Raw genomic sequence first — 21,475 nt, forward strand, 5'->3', positions numbered from 1 at the left:
CGTCAGCTTTGTGTTTCTCTATTTTCAAAACAGTTCCGGCCATTTTTTCCAAAAAGGAAAAGATGTTTTGAGCGTCCGGCAAGGTTGCAGGATTCTGTAAGTGTAATATCCTTCCCTTGGTTGGGAGGAAAAGAAGAGCGACAGACTTCCTCGAGGTCATCCCGAACCAGTTACAAAACAACTACTTAAGAACACAAACAGCTGGTTTGTCTCCGCGAAGAAGAAGGGGCGTTGAAACACTCCCCGCGCGAGCGCTCATTTGCTCCCAGACCTATTTGGGAGGATACCATGAAACAACTTACGACACGCAGGCAGGCCCTGCGGACGCTCGCAGGTGCCGGCACGGTCGGAGCAGCGACACTCGCTGCGCCGCATATCGCTTCGGCACAAGGGCAGACGACGACCTGGAAAATCCAGACGTCCTGGCCAGGCGGTGCCGGTTTGCAGATCTTCAAGGACTGGTGCGCAACCATTGCCGAAAAGACAGGCGGGGAGCTCGCCTTCCAGCCATTCGGCGCCAACGACGTCGTGGGCGATTTCCAGCTGTTCGACGCCGTCAAGAATGGCGTTCTGGACGCGGTCAACCCGTTCACGATCTATGCGCAGGGCATCATCCCCGCGGCCACCTTCCTGACGAGTTATCCGCTCGGTATGCGCAACCCGCACGAATGGGACGTGTTCTACTATTCCCTTGGCGGTCTCGAAACCGCCCGTGAACTCTACGCCGCACAGAACATGATGTTTGTCGGACCGGTGCATCACGGCCCCAACATCATCCATTCCAAGGTGCCGATCCGCTCCATCGATGACTTCCGCGGCCGCAAGATGCGCCTGCCGGGCGGCATGGTCGCCGAAGTCTTCACAGAGATCGGCGCGGAAACGACGGTGCTTCCGGGATCGGAGATTTTCCCGGCACTTGAAAAAGGCACCATCGACGTCGCCGATTATGTCGGTCCGGCGGTCAACTATGCCCTCGGCTTCAGCCAGGTCACCAAATACATCTCCATGGGCCCTCCGGGCTTCATGTCGCTGTACCAGCCGGTCGACCTTATGGACATCACCGTCGGCATGGATGCCTGGAATGCGCTCAGCCCGCAGATGCAGCAGTTCGTCGAAATGGAAACACACGTCTATTCCGACATGCACCATGCAGCCATCCAGAAGGCAGACCAGGAAGCCTGGGCGAAGTTCGAGGCCGACGGCACCGAAATCACCCGGCTCAGCCAGGACGATGTCGAACTGATGACCGAAGTCGCCGTTCCGATCTGGTTCAACTATGCGAACCGGGACAAGGACAGCGCGCGCCTCTTCAAGATTCAGCTCGACTACATGATGTCCGGTTCACTCGGCTACGTCACGCCGGAGCAGGTCGAAGGCCTCGAACTCGACCTCTGATCCCAGACGACGTCTCGGGAAACGGACCCGCGCGGCCAGCCGCGCGGGTCCTGTTCAACTCAACAGGGGCTTGTTTCCCCTGGGGAAGGGAGAGGCATGCCTCATCTGGACTTTACCCTGCCGCACTGGGCCTATTGGCTGGGGCTGATCATCTTTCCGCTGATCGCCGCTGCCCTTGCCAAGCGGCCTAAGCCGACTGAACGGCGCTACTCGCTGGTGCTCGGCTATTTCATTCTTGTCACCGGCGGCATCCTGGGTCTGCATCGGCTTTACCTGAAAAGCCTGATCGGGCTGGTCTATATCCCGGTGTTCGTGCTGATCCTCTACGCCAACGCGCAAAGCCAGGATGCGCGCGCGGTTGTCTCGGACATGGCCAACGCAGTGCGCCAGGCCGAGCGGACGCTCGAGCGCGAAGGCGAAAGGGTGAAGACCGCAGAGGCCGATCTGCCTGCCTTGCGCCAAAAGCTCGCCGAGGCGGAAGCGCAGGCTGAAGAAGGCAGCTTTGCCAAGCGCCGCGCGGAACGGGATGTCCAGCGCGCCGAACAACGTGTCGAACAGGGCAAGACCCGGGTTGCCGAGGCCGAAGCAACTCTGGAGACCGCCCGCCCGGCTGCCGTAACAGCTCGCGAAACCCTCGATTTCTGGGGCAATGTTGCCAAGTACGCCTTCTGGCTCCTGCTTGCAGGTGTGGCGGTCGACGCACTTCTCCTGCCCCGGCTGGTTTCCAAAGCAAACGAGAACCTGCCACCGGACCCGGAACTCAGCGAGGCGGAAAAGAAGCTCAAGGAGCTTGAAGAAGCCGAGCGCAAGGACGATGCGGATCACGTCTCTTCCGGCTGGACCGGCTGGATTGACCGGCTCTCGCTCTACTGTGGCGAGTTTGTCAGCTACTGGGCGGTGATCGCCGTTCTTGTCTACTACTTCGAGGTCATGAGCCGCTACGTCTTCGGCAGCCCGACCAACTGGGCTCACGAGGCGATGTACCTCATGTTCGGCATGCAGTACCTGATCGCTGGGTCCTACGCCATGCTGACGGAATCCCACGTACGGGTCGATGTCTTCTATGCGCCGCTGTCGCCGCGCCGCAAGGCAATTGTCGATCTGCTGACATCCGTCTTCTTTTTCATCTTCGCCGGCACCCTGCTGGTGACTTCGTGGATCTTCGCGTTCGATGCCATCGCGGTTCCCTCCGGCAACTCGCTGGTTTCTGACTGGGCGCGCGGTGAAATCGGCTTCAGCGATGTCGTTGCAAGCTGGAACCTGGCCCAATGGACCGATCCGAACATCCGCTGGGGCGAAATCAGCTTCAACGAATGGGAAGTGCCGCTCTGGCCAATGAAGTGGGTCATGGTGCTCGGCGGATTGCTGCTGGTGCTCCAGGGAATTTCCAAATTCGCGCAGGACATCCGCGCAGTGATGGGCAGGGCTTGATCGATGGGACTTGAAATCGGAATCGAGTGGCTGACACTCATCATGTTCGGCTCGCTGCTGGTCCTCTTGATGGCAGGGCTGCCGCTGGCCTTCGTTACGGGAGGGCTCGCCTGTGTGTTCCTGTTCGTCCTGGGTGACGAGCGGGCGCTCAACATCGTGCCGTCGCGCATCTTTCCGCTGATGACCAACTACCAGCTATCGGCAATCCCGCTGTTCATATTCATGGCATCGATGCTGGAACGGGCCGGCATCATCAACGACATGTTCGATGTCATCTACAAGGTGCTTGGCGGCGTGAAGGGCGGCCTGGCGGCTGCCACCATCATCGCCTCCACCGTACTGGCGGCCATGGTGGGTGTCATCGGGGCGGCTGTTGTCACGATGGGCATCATCGCCCTTCCCGCCATGCTGAAGCGAAACTACGACCCGAAGATCGCCATGGGCTCGATCATGGCCGGCGGAACGCTCGGCATCCTGATCCCGCCGTCGATCCTGGCAATCATCTACGCCGTCGTGGCCGAACAGTCCGTTGGTGAGCTCTTCATCGGCGCGGTCATTCCCGGCCTGCTGCTGTCCGGGCTCTACATCCTTTATGTGATCGTCAGCTGCATGATCGACCCCAGAAAAGGCCCGCCGATCCCGGAGGAAGAACGTATTCCGTTCAAGGAAAAGGTCCGGCTGCTGTCGAACATGTCTGCGCCGATCGCGCTGATCGTGATCGTGCTGGGCGTTATCTTCACCGGCGTCGCAACTCCGGTGGAAGCAGCCGGCATCGGCACCTTCGGCGCCATAGTCGTGGCTGCCATCCACCGCAATCTCGATTGGCAGACACTGCGCGAAGCCTCGCTGACCACCTTGAAGGCTTCGGCCATGGTGATCTGGATCATGTTCGGCGCGACCATCTTCGTTGGTCTTTATGTACTGGAAGGCGGTCAGCAGTTCGTGCAAGGCGCGCTGGAAGCCACCGGCCTCGGCCCATGGGGCATTCTGATCATCATGCAGATCGTGCTTGTCGTCCTGGGCATGTTCCTGGACTGGGTCGGCATCCTGCTCCTGTGCGTGCCGATCTTCGTGCCGATCATCAAGGCGCTCGGAGCGGCCTCCTTCGGGCTCGACAGCCCGGACGATCTGGTACTGTGGTTCGGTGTTCTCTATCTGGTGAACATGCAGATGAGCTTCCTGTCACCACCGTTCGGCTACGCACTCTTCTACCTGCGAGGCGTCGCTCCGGCGGACATTCCAATGACAGACATCTTCAAGTCTGCCCTGCCCTTCCTGGCGCTGCAGGTGCTTGGACTGGCATTGTGCATGCTGTTCCCCGGACTGATCACCTGGTTGCCGAACCTGGTCTACGGCTAGCAGAGCCCACAAAGACAAAGGGAAACGGCTGCGCTCAGTGGGAAAAGCGCAGCCGTTCCATGCTGCCGGACAAATGTGCCCGACAGGGTTGGCTTGTCAGGAGACAGATCAGAACGAACGGGAGAGCCCGATCATGAGCCGATGGTTACCGGCCGTCCGATCTACCTTCGCACCGCCATATCCTGCCTTCTCGTCAAGGATCCCGGTCATCGAGTAGTCGGCCCTGAGATGCCACGCATCCGTTACCGCAACCTCGACACCCCCGCCGATCACCGGACCGATCGAAACGGAGTTTCTCTCCGTCCCGTTCGCCTTGAGGCTGTGTTCTGTCGCGGCAATACCGAGGCTGAGATAAGGCATGACGTTGTTGATCGGCACGCCGACTCGGGCCTTGGCATTGATCGTCCACTTGGATCCTGTCTCGATGGTGCCCAGCGTCGGATGGTTGCCTTTTTCACGGCCGCCGAGATAGGCCGCACCGCCTTCGACACCCAGGACGAAGCGGGAGACTTCCCAGTTGTAGCCGCCGAAAAGACCGAACGATGCGTCGACCCGCGAAAAATCCTTCGATCGACCGCCTGATTTGACGTCTGTCACGGTCTGCGAAACACCTGCTTCAAAGCCGAGATAAGGCCCAGCCCAGAGCGACTGTGGCGCTTGCGAATAGACAGGAGCGTCAAAAGTCTCCAGATCGGCAGCACTCGCCCCAACGACAAGCACACCAAGAACGGCGCACAGAACCAGCGGCTCCAACAGCCAGTGGCTCCGCAGAACACGCCTGATCACACCGGGGCGTTGCCTGGAGCGACCGCGCCCGATGGCCGGCGGCGCACGAAAAACATAATTGGCAAAGGAACTTACCATCAGTGATCTCACTTCATGTATGACAATCTCATCGCCTCACAAATCTAAAAAATTAATGTAAAACGATAATTTGAAAATTGATTGCAATAATTTTTTTGTCAATAGCAATGTTTTTGAATTTGTGTTTTCCCGACAGATGAACTAGGTACGATGCCGCAATGACACGATGCGGAGTAACCGATGAGCGAACTTGAATGGGCGGAACGGGAGAAGCGGCTGACGCGGATCCGGCGTGTATCCGCGTTCATGAAATGGGCCGTCACCATCATCCTGTTGATCCTGCTGGGTCTGGGCGTGGTCGTCACGATCGGTATCGCCCTGCCGAACGAGTTGATGATCGGTGCGCAAGAAACATTTGATGTCGCCGATACCGAACGCATGCTGGGTGACATTCCGCAGGTGCAGCGCATCGGAATATCCATACTGGCAGCCATTGCCTTCAGTCTGCTGCTGGCGGTGGGCTGGAACATCCGCCAGGTCTTCAAGCGGTTTCAGAAGATGGAGTTCTTCTCGCCGAAGACGCTTGCAAACGTGTTTTCCTTCGGCATCTGGCTTATCGTGTTCGCGGTCTTCGACCTGATCAGCGATCCGATCGGCTCGGTCCTCCTGACCTATGACTTTCCCCCGGGCCAGCGCACCGTCGACATCAGTCTGGATGGTGGCGAGATCTTCTTTCTCGTCCTTGGTGCCTTGATGCTGCTGTTCGGCTGGATCCTTCGCGAGGCTGCGCTTATTGCAGACGAGAACCAGCAGTTCATTTGAGGTGGACCATGGAGCGTTGCGAATGCTGAACATCAATGGCGTTGCCTGTCTCCGGCAACTCGGCCTCATGCACGGTGGCACCGAGGTGGGCAGATGTCTTCAGCCTCCGCACCTTCTCTCAGCCTTTGCAAGCAACAAGGTTCCCGGTCATCCACGGCCAGTCGCGTTTGCGCGCCGGAAGCTTTCACAAGAACAAAGGATTGTTGACGCCGTGGCTGATGGCAGTGAAATATCAGGCATGATTCTCGGGACACTCATGCCTTGCTCATCTCTCTCTTGCGTAAGGCCGTCCAGCTCGCAGAAGAAAATCGAAAAATAAGCAAGCGACAGCGCCGGGGGTCCCTTCATGCCCATCATCATTGAACTGGACGTAATGCTCGCCCGCAGGAAGATGCGGTCCAAGGAGCTTGCCGAACGCATTGGCATCACCGAGCAGAATGTTTCGCTGCTCAAGTCCGGAAAAGTGAAGGGTGTCCGTTTCGAGACCCTGGAAAAGATCTGCGACGTGCTCGACTGCCAACCCGGCGACATTCTGATTTACGAGCCCGAAAAAACTCCGGAAGATTAGACAGAAACACGCCGCCAGAACCACAAAAGTGCAGCCAACGCCGCACCGATCCAGATCAGTAGAACCAGGATTGCCGCCATTTTGCTGGCAGGCAGCTTTTCCGATCTCCTGTCAGCTTCCACCCGGCAGTCCTCCATCACCTGCGGTGGAATGAGCTTCACCACCAGGTAGATGCCGAGCGGCACGAGAAGCAGATCGTCGAGATATCCGATCACCGGAATGAAATCCGGAATCAGGTCAATGGGTGACAGAGCATAGGCTGCGGTTGCGATGGCCAGGGCCTTCACATACCAGGGTACCCTCGGGTCCCTTCCAGCCAGATAAAGGGCGTGGAGATCTCGCTTGATGCGCTTTGCCCAGGTCTTGATGGTGTCCTTCAGCATGTCAGCCCGCGTGAATTGGAAACAGTCCCTGCGACACGGCAGACCCTGGGCGGTGTCGGCCGGAAGGTCATCGAGCCCGAAACACCTTCCAGTCCTGCGCAAGCTACGCTGCCTAGAACATCCTCCGTAATTTCAACAGGTCCGACGGAGCGAGCGGTCTTTAGCCATGACGCGATCAAATTCCCCCCTTGAAGGCAGGCCGGTGCCTGCAACAAGAGCGCGGCTGCGATCAGGCAAGCTGCTCAATCTCGACAGCACGCACCTGAGCGAATGCACGCTTTACGACCTTGAGAACGGCGACATCGGCATCGTCGTTCAGGACCCGGACCTGCCGGTGCCGGACCGGGTCCTGATCGATGACGACAAGGAACTGACCCGGGTCTTTACGGAAATCCGTTGGCGCATGGGTCCTTACCTCTTCGGCATGTACCTGGAACCACCGGTCCCGGTGAGCAAGTTCCAGGATACCTGACGACTGCCGACACGGGCCCTATTCAGCTGCTTCAGCGGAGCCATATCCCAATTGCTCGTTGAGTTTGCCGATCAAACCGATGGCCGCTTCCGCAATCACGGTTCCCGGTGGGAAGATCGCCGCTGCCCCGGACTTGTAGAGTTCGTCATAATCCTGCGGAGGCACGACACCGCCAACGACGATCATGATGTCTTCCCGGCCTTCTTCCGCCAGCGCGCGCCTCAGAGCCGGCACCAGTGTCAGATGGCCTGCCGCCAGCGATGACACGCCGACCACGTGAACATCGTTTTCGACCGCCTGGCGAGCAGCTTCTTCCGGGGTCTGGAACAAGGGCCCGATATCAACGTCGAAACCCAGGTCGGCAAATGCCGAGGCAATCACCTTCTGACCGCGGTCGTGTCCGTCCTGCCCCATCTTGGCGACCAGGATACGCGGTCGGCGGCCATCGTTGTCTTCAAAGGCTTCCACCAGCTTCTGGACTTTCTCGATGGTTCCGGACATGGCTCCGGCCTCCCGTTTGTAGACACCGGCAATCGACTTGATCTCGGCCTTGTGCCGGTCAAACACTTTCTCCATTGCCAGGGAGATTTCACCCACGGTCGCCTTGGCCCGTGCGGCCTTGACCGAAAGGTCCAGCAGATTGCCGTCACCGGACGCGGCACATTGGGTCAACGCTTCCAGGGCGGCCTGGGTCTCGGCCTCGTTGCGCTCTTCACGCAGGCGCTTGAGCTTGTCGATCTGGGCGGCGCGCACCTGGGCGTTGTCGACCTTCAGAACGTCGATCGCCTGTTCGCTTTCCGGCTTGAACTTGTTGACGCCGACCACGGTTTGCGCACCGCTGTCGATGCGCGCCTGTGTCTTGGCGGCTGCTTCCTCGATCCGCAGCTTCGGAATGCCCTTCTCGATGGCCTTCGCCATGCCGCCAAGCTCTTCCACTTCGCGGATGTGCGCCATGGCCTTCTCGGCAAGGTCTGCCGTCAGCTTCTCGACGTAATAGGAACCGCCCCAGGGATCGATCACCTGCGTCGTGCCGCTTTCCTGCTGCAGAAACAGCTGCGTGTTGCGGGCGATACGTGCGGAGAAATCGGTCGGCAGAGCCAGCGCCTCGTCCAGCGCATTCGTGTGCAGCGACTGCGTATGCCCCTGCGTTGCCGCCATGGCTTCCACACAGGTTCTAATGACGTTGTTGAAGACGTCCTGTGCCGTCAGTGACCAGCCGGAGGTCTGCGAATGGGTGCGCAGCGACAGGGATTTCGGGTTCTTCGGCTGGAAGTTTTCTTCCATCAGGGTCGCCCAGATCAGGCGCGCGGCACGCAGCTTGGCAACTTCCATGAAGAAGTTCATGCCGATCGCCCAGAAGAAGGACAGCCGCGGTGCGAACTGGTCGATGTCCATGCCGGCGGCGACACCGGCGCGGGCATATTCGATGCCGTCGGCAATCGTATAGGCCAGCTCCAGATCCGCCGTCGCCCCCGCTTCCTGCATGTGGTAGCCGGAAATGGAGATTGAATTGAAGCGCGGCATGTTCTGGGACGTGTATTTGAAGATGTCCGAGATGATCCGCATGGAGTGCTTGGGCGGATAGATATAGGTGTTGCGGACCATGAACTCCTTCAGAATATCGTTCTGAATGGTGCCCGAGAGGTCCTTTTGCGCAACGCCCTGCTCTTCCGCTGCTACGATGTAAAGCGCCAGCACCGGCAGCACCGCGCCGTTCATGGTCATGGAGACGCTCATCTTGTCCAGCGGTATGCCGGAAAAGAGCGTACGCATGTCATAGATGGAATCGATCGCCACCCCTGCCATGCCGACATCACCCGAAACACGCGGATGATCGCTGTCGTACCCGCGGTGCGTGGCAAGGTCGAAGGCCACCGAAAGGCCCTTCTGACCGGCGGCAAGGTTACGCCGGTAAAAGGCGTTTGAATCTTCGGCCGTTGAGAACCCGGCATACTGGCGCACTGTCCAGGGCTGCTGGACATACATCGTCGGGTAAGGACCGCGCAGAAACGGCGGCAGGCCCGGCCAGGTATCCAGATGTTTCAGTCCCTCAAGATCCTGCGCCCCATAGACAGGCGGCACAACGATGTCTTCCGGCGTTTGCCAGCTCTCCTGCGAGCCGGCGTCCGCAGCCTTCACGATTTTCCGGAACGGCTTGTCAGCGAAATTCGGGATCCTGCTCATGATTGGACCTCCAGATCTTTCGGCTCGACCCCTTGTTGGGTCTCCAGCCGGTCAAATGCATCCTTCAACAGTGCAAGCAGATCGCATCCGGCAAAGACGAAAGCGTCCACACCGGCTTTGCGATAGGCATCTTCCCGGTCTCCAGGGCGCCCTGCAAGGTAGAGGTAATCCACCCCTGCCGTTTTCAGGGCTTGAGCTGCCTCTTCCGCCTGCGCCTCGTAAACATCGTCCGTGGAGACGAGACAGGCAAGCATCGCCCCGCTTTGCCGGAAGGCCTCAACGAGATCTTCAAGAGAACCATAGACAGCCGGTCCGACGGGTTTCAACCCGCCCGCCGCAAAGGCGTTTGCCGTCCAGGTGGCTCTCGCCGAGAACTGGGCCAGACTGCCGAGAGACGCCAGGAATACCGCTGGCGTTGTCGACGCGGCCTGCTCGAAGGCTTCTGACCTGCTACGAAGCTGCTCGAAGGGCTCCGCTATCCGGGCCGTTTCCAGCTTCGGAAGGGAATAGTCGCGCGGCAGAAGGTCAAGCCGCATGCCCAGCTCGCTCAGGGGCACTCCCTGAAGGGCAAGCTTGCGCAGGGTCGCAAAGCGCTCGCCGTCTCCCGGTTCCGGCAGGTCCTCACGCGGTGCGCTCACGCCTGCGAGATCTTCCTTGCTCGACTTCAGCACCGCAACAGGCTTTTCAGCAAGGTCCGGGAACTCGCTTACGCCGGTGATCGGACGCTTTCTTGTGGCGATGTTCTTGGCAAGACCGGCCCTGGCAGCCCCGATACGATCATGCACGAGGCCCGTGCGCACCGCCTCGAACAGGCCACCGGCCGCCTCGATTTCCTGGAAGAGGCTCCAGGCAGCCTCGCAAACTGTATCCGTCCGGTCTTCAATGGCGCCAGAGCCGGCGGCCGGATCGGTCACCTTCGCAAGGTTGCTTTCTTCCAGAAGGATAGACTGCGTATTGCGCGCCAGCCTGCGGGCAAAGCCGTCGGGCAAACCGACAGCCAGCGTATGCGGCAGGACACAGACACTGTCTGCACCACCGACACCGGCTGCAAAGGTTGCCACCGTGTTGCGCAGAAGATTGACCCAGGGATCCCGGCGAGTCAGCATTCTGTAGGAAGTCGACATATGCAACGGCAGGGCCGCTTGCGGCAGTCCTGCACCGTCCAGTACCGACGCCCAGAGCGAGCGGATCGCGCGGGCCTTGGCAATGGTTCCTATCTGGTCGGCTTCCGCGATCAGGCTGAACGAAATTCTGTCAGCCCATTGTTCGGGCGCCAGTCTCGTGCCTTCCAGCAAGCGCATGTGAGCTGTGGCGGAAGCCAGAACAAGCGCAAGCTCCTGCGCAGGCGTTGCCCCCGCTTCGTGCCATATGCGGCCATCGGCCTTCATTACCCGTGCCGGGCTGCCAAAATCATGCGCTGCGACCACCAGATCGCGGAAATGTCTGTAGGCGTTTTCCATGTCGGCAAGTGCGACACCACTGACTGCCACCCAGCCATAGGGATCGATCCCGGCCGTCAGGCGAACGCTTGCCGGATCGATCTTGCGCTTTTCGAGCAATGCCAGAATGGAGGCGAAAATCTCGACATTTTCCCGCCCCGCCTCAAAGCGCAGGTCAATCAGATCCAGTTCGACGTCTTTCAGGAGGCGGTCGACACCGGATAGATCGTCTACCCGGATGCCATTGCCGTATGATGCGGCAGCACCGCGGAAAACCAGGTCAAGGCCGCTCGCGCCACCCTCCAGATCTTCCAGAATTTGTGCGTTTGCGGCGGCAGGATCGGGAATGTCGATCCGCTGGACCACGGACCAGTCGCCTGCGGCAGCCCGAAGGGCGCGCGCCGGACTGTCTGTCCTGCGCTCATAAAGCGGCGCGATATCCAGTCCATCTTCGGTTTTCCCGTAAAGCTTCTGCCGGGCGCTCCCCTTCAGGGCTTTGTCGACGGCAGCCCACCAGGCCTCCGCGTCGGCAGAATAAAAACTTTCAGGTCCAGTAAAGCTGTTCGGCATCGCACGTACTCCCTGGCCCCGTTTTAGTCCCTGGGCCCGAAGCTTGGCAACTCAGCAGAATGGGTAAGGATTTGAAGATCACAAGGTCTCGGACAGTTGAATCAGGTGAAACCGGGAGCCAGTTCCGACTTGCGATTCGCTCGTAGAATTAATTAGACGCGCAAAATAAAAATTTATCTACAAATTGCGTTTTTCGACTTACACTTACGAAGACGTTAAACACTTCTCAGAAAGACAATTTGGCCTCTTCTAGGCGCCAACTTGTCAATTTTTTGGCGGAATAAGCTAAATTTGCCAGTTTTCCCTATTGGTACGATCATCAATTGTATTGTAGCGTATAGGTGCTGACGCATGGGAAATTCTACCCTCATAAGAAATGCGCGGCGTCCGGATCCGACACTTACCTGAATAGGTTTGGCGGGAACGGGTTTCACCCATCAGCGGATGTTCCGGCTCGCGTACGGACACCCGCAAAGACGCGGCCACCCAAGCCGCAAAGGATGTGCACAATGCTTGATCAAACGGAATTGAAGAGCAAGCTGAGAGCAATCTCGGAAGCAAATGCCGCCCATCATGTTCTCGATATTTTGGAATCGAACCTTCGACGCATGGGGGCGACGCATATCCTCATTACCGGCCTGCCGATGCCGAACCGCCCGATCGACAACCTCGTACAACGGTTCCGGTGGCCCGATCAACGCAATGACGGAATTGAAAGCACTTCGCTTTCTGCAAATGACAGCGCCTTGATGCTTGGCCTCGGTTCAAACCGGGCTCGCGTCTGGACAATCTCCGCCGGTGACATGGAACATTCCGACCTTCTCGCGTCAGCCGGGGAAGGAAGTCAGGTTCTCGTCATCCCGGTAACGGAACTCTATCCTTTCCAGGCATTCGTGTTTGCAAGCGGCCCTGCTCTTCAGGTCAACAAATACGATCTTTCCAATCTGGAAGCACTAGCAGCTGCTGCCTTCTCGCGCCTGCGCGAACTTGGCGTGATTTCCGGACAGCGACCGGGCGCATTGTCGACCCGTGAGCGCAAGGTTCTGGAACTGACAGCCTATGGCAAGACAGCCGGGGAAATTGCAGACGTACTCGACATCTCCCAGCGGACTGTCCACGCTCACCTGCAGAATGCCAGTGTCAAGCTGAACGCTTCCAACAAGACCCACACCGTGGTCGAAGCGCTTCGTTACGGCCAGATCAGCGTGTAACGCTGCTTCTCCAGCCAACAGCTTCCAGGGGCTAACAACAGGCGCACTTCGGTGCGCCTTTTTTGTTCTGGCGCGGCTGCAAAACAACATGCGTCAGAGGAGACCACGCCAGGCACGCACGCCGGGCAACAACGTCAAAATGCCAATCGCCAAAAGGAAAAGGCGCGCTTTCCGCACGCCTTTTTTGTCATTTCAATTTTCGGCTTGCCGACCTCAGTAGGTCATCATCGGCGGCAATTCCTTGGCCTGATCGACCCATTTGGTAACCTGGCTTTCACTCGGCACCTGGCGAACGAGCTTCTTGGCTTCGTTCACTTCCTGCATCTTCTCCGCCAGGTTGGCGGCATTGCGATGCTTCAGTTCCTTCACCGTGTCGACGCCGGCAGCTTCCAGGAGTTCGGAATATTCCTCACCAACGCCGCTGATGCGCATCAGATCCGCCATGTTGGCCCATTTCAGGATCCGCTTGCCGTCGATGCCGGTTTCTTCTTCCAGCGCCTTGCGACCTTTCGGGTCCTTCGCACGCTCCAGATAAGCTTCCGTTGTCTTGATGCCGACTTCACCCAGCTTTGCAGCATAGGTTGGGCCGATACCTTCGATTTCATCGATGGAATAAGACATGCGCTCAGAACTCCCTAATCAACCGGCAACCGAACCTGGGACAGTCAGACGATCTGGCTCAGTCCCGGAATTTGTGAAACCACTTCATTCACAACATCGTCCCCTGCTTTTTCCTTAGCATAGGAGACGAGTTCTTTGACAACACTTTGCACGCCATCCATGTCGAGGCCCGCATTTGTCAATTCATTGAGTGCCGCCATGGCGCCCATGCCACCGCCCATCATGCTTCCAAGACCGCTCAAAAACCCGCCGCCGGAACCGGCTTCCGCACGAGCATCGACAAGATCCTTCGCTCCAGGCAAAGCGTCGAAGATGAGCTGCATCTTGTCTTCCGGACCTTCCTTGTTCAAGAAGCCCAGAATGATGCCGATGGCGTTCTTGGCGACATCTTCCTCGATGCCTGCTGCCGCCATGATCCGCTGGATGAGCTCGTCCATGAAAATCTCCTGATTAAATGACTGACGCCCTGTCATCCGGCGCCCGTTTGGCTTCTCTATACAAGTCTCGAGGTGCCCACGTCGATGGGCAATGTCTTTTCTGCTCGACTATGCCGCATGCAGCCCGCACGCTCGTCCAATGCCGCCCGGCAACAGAATGTTTCAATCTGGCAGCGAAAGGCTCTAGGCTGCGGCAAGATGCAGGGATTCGGGGGTAATCGTGACGGTAAAAGACAGTATTTTCATCGGTGCCAGCACCAGGGAAGAAACCCTCACACTCAAGCTCGCAAACCGCCACGGCTTGATTGCCGGAGCAACTGGCACCGGCAAGACCGTTTCACTGCAGATCCTTGCCGAAGGCTTTTCCAAGGCCGGTGTTCCCGTGTTCTGCGCCGATATCAAGGGCGACCTGTCCGGACTTGCAACCGCGGGTGTTTCCAAGGATTTTCTTGAAAAACGTGCCAGCGATGTCGGGATCGCCGACGAATACACCTACGAAGCGTTCCCAGCGGTGTTCTGGGACCTGCTCGGCGAGCAAGGCCATCCGATCCGCACCACCGTTTCCGAGATCGGGCCCCTGCTCCTCGCCCGACTGCTGGAACTCAACGATACGCAGGAAGGTGTACTGAACGTCCTGTTCGAGCTGGCCGACGATGAAGGCCTGCTGCTGCTGGATCTGAAAGACCTCAGGGCAATGCTTGCCCACGTGGCAGAACGTGCCTCCGAGCTTTCCACGATCTACGGCAACGTTTCCAAGGCGTCCGTCGGGGCCATTCAGCGCAGGCTTCTGGTGCTGGAGCGCCAGGGCGGAGAACACTTCTTCGGAGAACCGGCCCTCGACATCCGTGACTTCATCCGCACCGCACCGGACGGCCGGGGCGTCGTCAACATCCTCGCTGCGGACAAGCTCATGTCCGCTCCCCGGCTCTATGGCGTCTTCCTGCTCTGGATGCTGTCTGAACTCTTTGAGGAACTGCCCGAAGTCGGTGATCCGGAAAAGCCGAAGCTGGTGTTCTTCTTCGACGAAGCCCATCTTCTGTTTTCCGATGCTCCCAAAGCACTTATCGAGAAGGTGGAACAGGTAGTCCGGCTGATACGTTCCAAGGGTGTCGGCGTCTATTTTGTTACTCAGAACCCGCTGGACGTACCGGAGACCGTGCTTTCCCAGCTCGGCAACCGCATTCAGCACGCCCTGCGTGCCTTCACGCCGCGCGACCAGAAGGCTGTCAGGGCAGCTGCGGAAACGTTCCGTCCCAACCCGGATCTCAACACCGAACGGGTCATCACGGAACTCGGTGTCGGCGAAGCACTGGTCTCGACCCTGGAAGGCAAAGGCATTCCGTCCGTCGTTCAGCGCACGCTGATCCGTCCACCCTGTTCGCGGCTGGGTCCCGTCACTCAGGCCGAACGACGGGCCTTGATCCAGTCCAGCCCCGTCTTTGGCACGTATGAGCGCACCCGCGACCGGACGTCGGCATACGAAGTCCTGATGGGACGCGCGCAGGAAGCGCAGAGACAGGAACAGCGGCGCCAGGAAAAGGAAGACAGCTACGCCAGGAAACATGGCGAGCCACGGCGCTCGCGGTCCGGTTTTCAGCTGCCCGACTTCGGACGCGATGACAGGCCGCGTCAGGAAAGCCGGGAACGGCGCAGCAACCGCCGTGGCCAGCGTGACACGGCCCTGGAAGCCGGGCTCAAGTCCGCAGCCAGAAGTCTCGGCTCCTCGCTCGGCCGTGCGCTGGTTCGGGGTCTGCTCGGTTCGCTGAAAAGAGGCAACTAGACAAAGCGATGCCGGCAACCGCGGCCCAAAATCTGGAGACCGAGCGCAAGGCGCTTGTCATCGGCAAATGGGCCAACCTGTTCATGGCCGTTGCCGGCCTTCTGACCGCCTGGGTATCCCGGTCCGACGCCATGCTGGTGGACGGTCTGTATTCGGCGGTCAACTTCATCTCCGCCATTGCGGCTGCTCGTATCGGGGCAAGGGTTGGCCTGCCACCGACACGCTCCAGACCCTGGGGACACGATTTCGACGAGGTGCTCTATGTCACCTTCCGAAGCCTCATCCTCATCGGCGTGCTGGTCTTCGCAGCCTTTGTCTCCATCTCGAAAATCTGGACCTTCTTTTCCGGAGGCGTTGTCCCGGAACTGGTGTTTGGTCCGATCGCGGTCTACGCAGTCGTCATCGTCAGCATCTGCCTTGGCCTTGCATTCAACTTTCACCGTGCCTACCGTAAAACCGGCAAGCGCAGCGCCATCCTGAAGACCGAAGCCCGCGCCGCCCTCATCGACGGCGCGCTCAGCGTCGGATCGGGAGCAGCCCTTCTGTCGCTGCCCTATCTGGAAGATACGGTTCTCGGACCATTTGTCCCGATCGGTGATGCCGTCATCGTTCTGGTGTTGATCCTGGCGATCATCTGGCAGCCGCTTTCGACCTTCCGCACGACGCTGGCAGACCTTGCCGGCGTCAGCGCCCCCAGCAGCACCTATGCCAAGGTCGCCCGGGCTGCCAGGGACCTTGCCCGCGAAAAAGGCTATCGCCTGCATCGGGCAGCTGTCCTTCAGGCAGGGCGCATGCACTGGGTGGCCGTCTATCTCGACCCCGAAAAACCCGTTCGTGCCGAAGACATAGACACGTTCCGCGACATTCTCTCCGCCCGGCTGGAAGATGTCATCGGACCAGCAAGGGTGGAAATTGTCCTCACCGCAAGCGATTACACCAATCCGGTTCAGGAGTGATGCGCGCCCATTATCCCCTGAGTAACAGGATAGTTACCCCTTCCCGTTAAGGCTGCAATCGAAACAACGGCAGACGGGGCAACATGCGTTACCGAGAAAACCGGCCACAACCGCAATACAAAGCTGAGTGCTTGCAACAGCGCCTCTTCGGTTCGGCACTGCAATTGCTTTTCCTGCTGTCCCTGGTTGCTGTTCTCCTGACCGGCGCGCCGATGGCCGGTGCACAGGAGCCCGGCGCAGCCCCCACCAGTACGGAAGAGCGGGCAGGATCACTGGATCAAAATCGGGTGGCACGCGCCCGGGAGTACCTGCGCGACAACCCGATTTCTCCACCCGACACGTCCAGTCCGCGTGCGACACTGGAAAGCTTCGTCTACATCATGAACGAAGTGAACACGCTCTGGATGTCGGTTCGGGACAGTTATGATGACAGCAACCGGTTGTTCCTGTCGGACAGCGAAGAGGAAAAACTGGTTCTGGTACGTGCGCTTCTTTCAAAAGCCGCGCAGACATTCGACCTCAGCGGCATTCCCGTGACTTCCCGGGAAAATGCCAGCGTCGAAATTGCACTGCAGCTTCAGGAGATCCTGGACCGGATCCCGGCGCCGCTTTTCGAAGACATCCCCGGCTCGCCTGCAGGAAGCTCGCGAAAGGTCGGCAACGCGGCGGATTTGCCTGACCATTGGACCATTCCCGGCACCAGCATCAACCTGCTGCGCCAGGATGAAGGGGAACTGCGCGGGCAGTACCTGTTTTCCAGGTCCTCCGTTGAACGCATTCCCGAAGACTATGCAGTTGTACGGGTTCTGCCCATCACCGCGGATCGCGGGGAAGACCTCTTTGAATACTACACCTACACCCCCGGCAACCTGATTGCACCGCTCTGGTATGACGTCATTGAAGCAGGGCCAGACCTGCTTCAGTATCATTTTGCCGACCAGGCGTATTGGCAATGGCTGGCGCTTGGAGGACTTCTCGTCCTCTACGCGGTCGTGTTCGGATATTACGTCCGCTGGCGCAGGTGGCGTGCGGTCTCCGTGAACGAAGGTACCCGCATCGTCCACGCGATCCTCAATCCGGTTGTCGTCATCCTTGCCGCAAGTCTCTTCCGCTATGTGTGCGAAGATCAGATCAACATCACAGGCATGCCTTTGGTGGCAGTCGGAACGTCGACGACAGCCATCATCTGGTCGGCGACCGCCTGGATGGTCTATCAGCTTCTGCAGCTGTTCTACGTCTGGTTATCCAGCAGTGCCGGGACTGCAAGAGACGGACTTGACGTCAGCCTTCTGCGCACCGGCTTCCGGGTTTTCTCCCTTGCCATCGCGCTGATCGTGCTCGGGTATGGCGCAACTCAGATCGGCATTCCGATCTACGGTGTCATCGCCGGTCTCGGCGTGGGCGGTCTTGCAATTGCCCTTGCCGCTCAGCCGACAATCGAAAACCTGATCGGTGGTATCATTCTCTATGCTGACCGGATGGTGCGTGTCGGCGAGTTCTGCCAGTTCGACGATCTGGCGGGCACCGTGGAATCCATCGGCATCCGTTCAACCCGTATCAGGGCGCTCGACCGAACACTCATCACCGTTGCTAATGCCGACCTCGCCAAACGAAAGATCATCAACTACAGCTATCGCGACCAGTTTCACTTCCGACACAAACTCAAACTGCGGTATGAGACAAGCCCGGCATCGCTGAAGCGCGTTCTGGCTGCGATCCACGACTATCTCCTCGCCCACGAAAAGGTAATCGAAGATCCGCTTCGCGTGCGTCTGATCGGTTTTGACGATTACGCTGTCACGGTCGACGTCTATGCCTATGTGCAGGCAGCCACCGTCGCAGCGTTTCAGGAAATCCAGGAAGAGCTGCTCTTCGGCATAAGGGAGATCATCGAGGCCAACGGATCTGAAATCGCCTATCCCTCCTCGACCGTCTATCTGTCGCAAGACAAGGGTCTGAAGGACGAACAGACGGCCGGAGACACAGCACCTGCCACCGGCGAGAAAGAGATCCACGCCGCCTGATGGATCGGCGGCCGGCGCTTTGCGGGCCGTCTTCTGCTTCCTGAATAAGCAATTGCGCTACGCGCGCCGATATGGCCTGTTAGGGCCTTCTCACATTGCCCGAGTCCATCGGGCCTGCTCCTATCTGTTCAAAAATTCAAGGATCCGTCATGAGTTCCATCGACAAGGTCTTGGCGCGCATCGATGCCAATCTCGACAACAGCCTCGACCGACTGTTCGACCTCCTCAAGATCAAGAGCATTTCCACTGACCCGGCTTTCAAGGCTCCGTGCCGTGAAGCCGCTGAATGGCTGGCAAGAGAACTGAACGACATCGGCATTGAAGCATCGGTACGCGACACAACCGGCCATCCGATGGTTGTCGGTCACCGCAAGTCCGGCAAGCCGGGACCACATGTCCTGTTCTACGGCCACTACGACGTTCAGCCGGTCGATCCGCTGAACCTGTGGAAGCGCGATCCGTTCGACCCGGCCATCGAGACAAAGCCGGACGGCAGCAAGATCATCGTTGCCCGCGGTTCCGCCGACGACAAGGGTCAGCTGATGACTTTCGTGGAAGCGGCCCGCGCCTACCTGGAAGAAACCGGCGATCTGCCGCTCGACGTGTCGATCCTGTTCGAAGGTGAGGAAGAGTCTGGTTCGCCGTCGCTTCATCCGTTCCTTGAAGCCAACAAGGACGAATTGTCCTGCGACCTTGCGCTCGTGTGCGACACCGGCATGTGGGACGCTGAAACACCGGCAATCTCCATCATGCTGCGCGGCATGGTCGGCGACGAGATCATCGTCAAGGCGGCCAGCCGCGACCTACATTCCGGCTCCTATGGTGGCTCGGCTCAAAACCCGAACCACATCGTCGCTTCGATCATTGCCGGCCTGCACGATGAGAACGGCAAGGTGACCCTGCCCGGTTTCTACGACGGCGTCATCGACATGCCGGAAGAAGTCACCAAGATGTGGGACGAGCTCGGTTTCTCGGTCGAGGAATTCCTCGGCGACGTCGGCCTGAAATATCCGCGCGGTGAAAAGGACCGCATGCCGCTTGAACACCTCTGGACCCGCCCGACCGTTGAAGTGAACGGAATGTGGGGCGGTTACCAGGGTGCCGGTTCCAAGACCGTGATCCCGGCCGAAGCACATGCCAAGTTCACCTTCCGCCTTGTCGGCGATCAGGACCCGGACAAGGTCCAGGAAGCTTTCCGCGCCTACGTGCGCTCGAAGATCCCGGCAGACTGCACGGTGGATTTCATTGCCAAGGAAGGCAGCCCTGCCCTCAGGCTCGACTTTGCGATGCCTGCGCTGGAAAAGGGCAAGACAGCCCTCAAGGCGGAATGGGACAAGGATGCTGCGCTGATCGGAATGGGCGGTTCGATCCCGATCGTGGGTGATTTCAAGCGCATGCTGGGCATGGATTCGCTGCTGATCGGCTTTGGTCTGGAAGATGACCAGATCCATTCGCCGAACGAAAAATACAACCTGACCAGCTTCCACAAGGGCATCCGTTCCTGGGCCCGGGTTCTGGACGAGTTGGCCAAAGACTGACCTTGAAGATGACACGCGGGCCCACGGGCCCGCGTGTCATGGATCGAACACGATCAAAATTCCTGAGGGCAGAGCCTGCCACCTCAGCGACCGGAGAACAGACATGAAATCCATTTGCGTCTTTTGTGGCTCCAGCTACGGCGCTCTCGAGGCATATGCGGATATTGCGCGCGAAACGGGACGCGCCATCGCCGAACAGGGCTACACGCTTGTCTATGGCGGCGCCAAGGTCGGCCTGATGGGCACCGTTGCCGACGCGGCACTTGCAGCCAGCGGCAAGGTGATTGGTGTGCTGCCGCGATCTCTTCAGGACAAGGAAATCGGCCACGAGGGTTTGAGCGAACTGCATCTCGTGGATTCGATGCATGAGCGCAAGGCGATGATGGCAGACTTGTCCGACGCCTTCATAGCCCTTCCGGGCGGCGTTGGTACGCTCGAAGAAATTTTCGAAGTCTGGACCTGGGGCCAGCTCGGTTATCACAAGAAGCCCTGCGGTTTCCTCAATGCCGAAGGCTATTACGATCACCTGATCGCCTTCCTCGACCACCAGACAGAGCAGGGTTTCACCAAACAGGTGATGCGCGACATGGCGCAGATCGCCAGTTCTCCGCTGGATATGATCCGCCAGTTCGAAAACTATACGCCCCCTTCCGCACCCAAATGGATCAATCGGGACGAGACCTGACAGGCACGCTGAAACGCAAGCCTTGATGCCCCTGCGGCAGTTGCCTCCAAGCTTCGGGAACTGTCCACAGGGGGCATCGCTCTCTTTGCAAACAAGACGTTACTTGGTAAATCCCGTATCGCTTCTGCGCACTTCGGCGCAGCCCAATCAGCCCGAGTATCATCATGCGTCTAACTGCTATCGGTTTTGCCTGCCTTTTCGCACTTACGGGAGCGGCCTGCGCACCGACGGCGGATCTGGACGGCACATCCGGGCGACTGGTGCGGACATCCAACATCACGCTGGTGCAAATCGCTGAAGATCATGTCGGCGGCATTACCGGTGAAACCCAATACGGCCAGAAAGCCATTGAGGCAGCCCTGCCCGGCTTCACCACCGAAGGCATTCAGACCGCCAACGAAAACTCCACCGAGTGGGCACTTGCAGCTTTCAACAGTGACGGCTTTCAGGTGTTGCAGGTGTTCAAGGGTCAGAACGGCAAGGTCCGCACCGTCCACGGTGTGACACACCACCTGCAGGGCCCGAACGGCGAACGGATCGGCATGACCTTCTCCGAAATCGGCTCCTCACGTGCCGATTGCCGGGTCGGACAAAACTTGTGGCGCGGCATGGCAATCTGCCATTCCGATGGCCATCCGAACGTGGAACTGGTCTACGCGATCCCGGGCTACGACGGCCCGTTCGACCGCCTTCCGGCTGAAAACGACCTGTTCGATGCTCAGCTCCAGCGGATCCTCTGGACGCCGAAGAGCTGACGGTTACACGGCCGGCCAGGTTCATTCCGACAGATCACCCC

Annotated in this window: 19 protein-coding genes; 13 read left to right on the forward strand and 6 right to left on the reverse strand. The window is 58.9% G+C overall.

Annotated elements, in window-relative coordinates; translation table 11 throughout:
- The first annotated feature begins 288 nt into the window (after positions 1 to 288).
- The 3 genes from dctP (at position 289) to J7447_RS09475 (ending at position 4,185) form a co-directional block, all read left to right on the forward strand.
- The gene (gene dctP / locus J7447_RS09465) at positions 289 to 1,395 is read left to right on the forward strand and encodes a TRAP transporter substrate-binding protein DctP (RefSeq protein ID WP_209169470.1); all 1,107 of its coding nucleotides are present in this window, start codon (positions 289 to 291) and stop codon (positions 1,393 to 1,395) included.
- 96 nt (positions 1,396 to 1,491) lie between these two features.
- The gene (locus J7447_RS09470; protein WP_023000977.1) at positions 1,492 to 2,826 is read left to right on the forward strand and encodes a TRAP transporter small permease subunit; all 1,335 of its coding nucleotides are present in this window, start codon (positions 1,492 to 1,494) and stop codon (positions 2,824 to 2,826) included.
- A 3-nt stretch (positions 2,827 to 2,829) separates the two neighbouring features.
- Positions 2,830 to 4,185 (forward strand): TRAP transporter large permease subunit, encoded by a 1,356-nt coding sequence (locus tag J7447_RS09475; protein ID WP_023000976.1) that lies wholly within the window; start codon positions 2,830 to 2,832, stop codon positions 4,183 to 4,185.
- Between the two features lie 108 nt (positions 4,186 to 4,293).
- Here the strand turns inward: J7447_RS09475 and J7447_RS09480 are convergent, their stop codons facing one another.
- Positions 4,294 to 5,049 (reverse strand): outer membrane beta-barrel protein, encoded by a 756-nt coding sequence (locus J7447_RS09480; protein WP_152506259.1) that lies wholly within the window; start codon positions 5,047 to 5,049, stop codon positions 4,294 to 4,296.
- Positions 5,050 to 5,229: 180 nt separating this feature from the next.
- Here J7447_RS09480 and J7447_RS09485 point away from each other — a divergent pair, with 180 nt between their 5' ends.
- On the forward strand, positions 5,230 to 5,811 hold the full coding sequence (locus J7447_RS09485) for a hypothetical protein (RefSeq protein WP_023000974.1): 582 nt from the start codon (positions 5,230 to 5,232) through the stop codon (positions 5,809 to 5,811).
- Positions 5,812 to 6,157: 346 nt separating this feature from the next.
- The gene (locus tag J7447_RS09490) at positions 6,158 to 6,379 is read left to right on the forward strand and encodes a helix-turn-helix transcriptional regulator (RefSeq protein WP_023000973.1); all 222 of its coding nucleotides are present in this window, start codon (positions 6,158 to 6,160) and stop codon (positions 6,377 to 6,379) included.
- Here J7447_RS09490 and J7447_RS09495 read toward each other — a convergent pair.
- Positions 6,376 to 6,762 (reverse strand): YkvA family protein, encoded by a 387-nt coding sequence (locus J7447_RS09495; protein WP_209169471.1) that lies wholly within the window; start codon positions 6,760 to 6,762, stop codon positions 6,376 to 6,378. The two genes, J7447_RS09490 and J7447_RS09495, sit on opposite strands and share 4 nt — an antisense overlap.
- Positions 6,763 to 6,964: 202 nt before the next feature.
- On the opposite strand from J7447_RS09495, the gene J7447_RS09500 reads away from it, so the two are divergent.
- Positions 6,965 to 7,234 carry a hypothetical protein gene (locus J7447_RS09500; protein ID WP_077292599.1) on the forward strand — a complete coding sequence of 90 codons (270 nt, stop codon included), beginning with the start codon at positions 6,965 to 6,967 and terminating at the stop codon, positions 7,232 to 7,234.
- An 18-nt stretch (positions 7,235 to 7,252) separates the two neighbouring features.
- On the opposite strand, the gene scpA is transcribed toward J7447_RS09500, so the two are convergent.
- Positions 7,253 to 9,418, reverse strand: coding sequence for a methylmalonyl-CoA mutase (gene scpA / locus J7447_RS09505; RefSeq protein ID WP_077292598.1), 2,166 nt, complete (start codon positions 9,416 to 9,418; stop codon positions 7,253 to 7,255).
- Complete coding sequence (locus J7447_RS09510; protein ID WP_209169472.1) at positions 9,415 to 11,427, reverse strand: methylmalonyl-CoA mutase subunit beta; 2,013 nt, start codon at positions 11,425 to 11,427, stop codon at positions 9,415 to 9,417. Before J7447_RS09510 ends, scpA begins: the two co-directional genes overlap by 4 nt.
- A 509-nt stretch (positions 11,428 to 11,936) precedes the next feature.
- Here J7447_RS09510 and J7447_RS31275 point away from each other — a divergent pair.
- Complete coding sequence (locus J7447_RS31275; protein ID WP_006939443.1) at positions 11,937 to 12,638, forward strand: helix-turn-helix domain-containing protein; 702 nt, start codon at positions 11,937 to 11,939, stop codon at positions 12,636 to 12,638.
- A 213-nt stretch (positions 12,639 to 12,851) separates the two neighbouring features.
- On the opposite strand, the gene J7447_RS09520 is transcribed toward J7447_RS31275, so the two are convergent.
- Complete coding sequence (locus tag J7447_RS09520) at positions 12,852 to 13,259, reverse strand: DUF4332 domain-containing protein (protein WP_023000968.1); 408 nt, start codon at positions 13,257 to 13,259, stop codon at positions 12,852 to 12,854.
- A 44-nt stretch (positions 13,260 to 13,303) separates the two neighbouring features.
- Positions 13,304 to 13,696, reverse strand: coding sequence for a DUF2780 domain-containing protein (locus J7447_RS09525; protein ID WP_055656631.1), 393 nt, complete (start codon positions 13,694 to 13,696; stop codon positions 13,304 to 13,306).
- Between the two features lie 220 nt (positions 13,697 to 13,916).
- Here J7447_RS09525 and J7447_RS09530 point away from each other — a divergent pair, with 220 nt between their 5' ends.
- The 6 genes from J7447_RS09530 (at position 13,917) to J7447_RS09555 (ending at position 21,434) form a co-directional block, all read left to right on the forward strand.
- Entirely contained in the window at positions 13,917 to 15,476 is a 1,560-nt protein-coding gene (locus tag J7447_RS09530; protein ID WP_023000966.1) for a helicase HerA-like domain-containing protein, read from the forward strand.
- Positions 15,477 to 15,484: 8 nt separating this feature from the next.
- Positions 15,485 to 16,432: a cation transporter gene (locus J7447_RS09535; RefSeq protein WP_152506256.1), complete on the forward strand. Its 948-nt coding sequence runs from the start codon at positions 15,485 to 15,487 to the stop codon at positions 16,430 to 16,432.
- 131 nt (positions 16,433 to 16,563) lie between these two features.
- Complete coding sequence (locus J7447_RS09540) at positions 16,564 to 18,456, forward strand: mechanosensitive ion channel family protein (protein ID WP_209169473.1); 1,893 nt, start codon at positions 16,564 to 16,566, stop codon at positions 18,454 to 18,456.
- Positions 18,457 to 18,605: 149 nt separating this feature from the next.
- Complete coding sequence (locus J7447_RS09545) at positions 18,606 to 19,994, forward strand: dipeptidase (protein WP_209169474.1); 1,389 nt, start codon at positions 18,606 to 18,608, stop codon at positions 19,992 to 19,994.
- Between the two features lie 103 nt (positions 19,995 to 20,097).
- Complete coding sequence (locus J7447_RS09550; protein ID WP_209169475.1) at positions 20,098 to 20,679, forward strand: TIGR00730 family Rossman fold protein; 582 nt, start codon at positions 20,098 to 20,100, stop codon at positions 20,677 to 20,679.
- A 164-nt stretch (positions 20,680 to 20,843) separates the two neighbouring features.
- A complete protein-coding gene (locus tag J7447_RS09555) occupies positions 20,844 to 21,434 on the forward strand; it encodes a DUF1131 family protein (RefSeq protein ID WP_023000961.1) in 591 nt (196 codons plus the stop codon).
- Positions 21,435 to 21,475: the final 41 nt, after the last annotated feature.

The sequence above is a fragment of the Labrenzia sp. R5_0 genome, assembly GCF_017743835.1.
GTDB classification, from domain to species: Bacteria; Pseudomonadota; Alphaproteobacteria; order Rhizobiales; family Stappiaceae; genus Roseibium; species Roseibium algicola.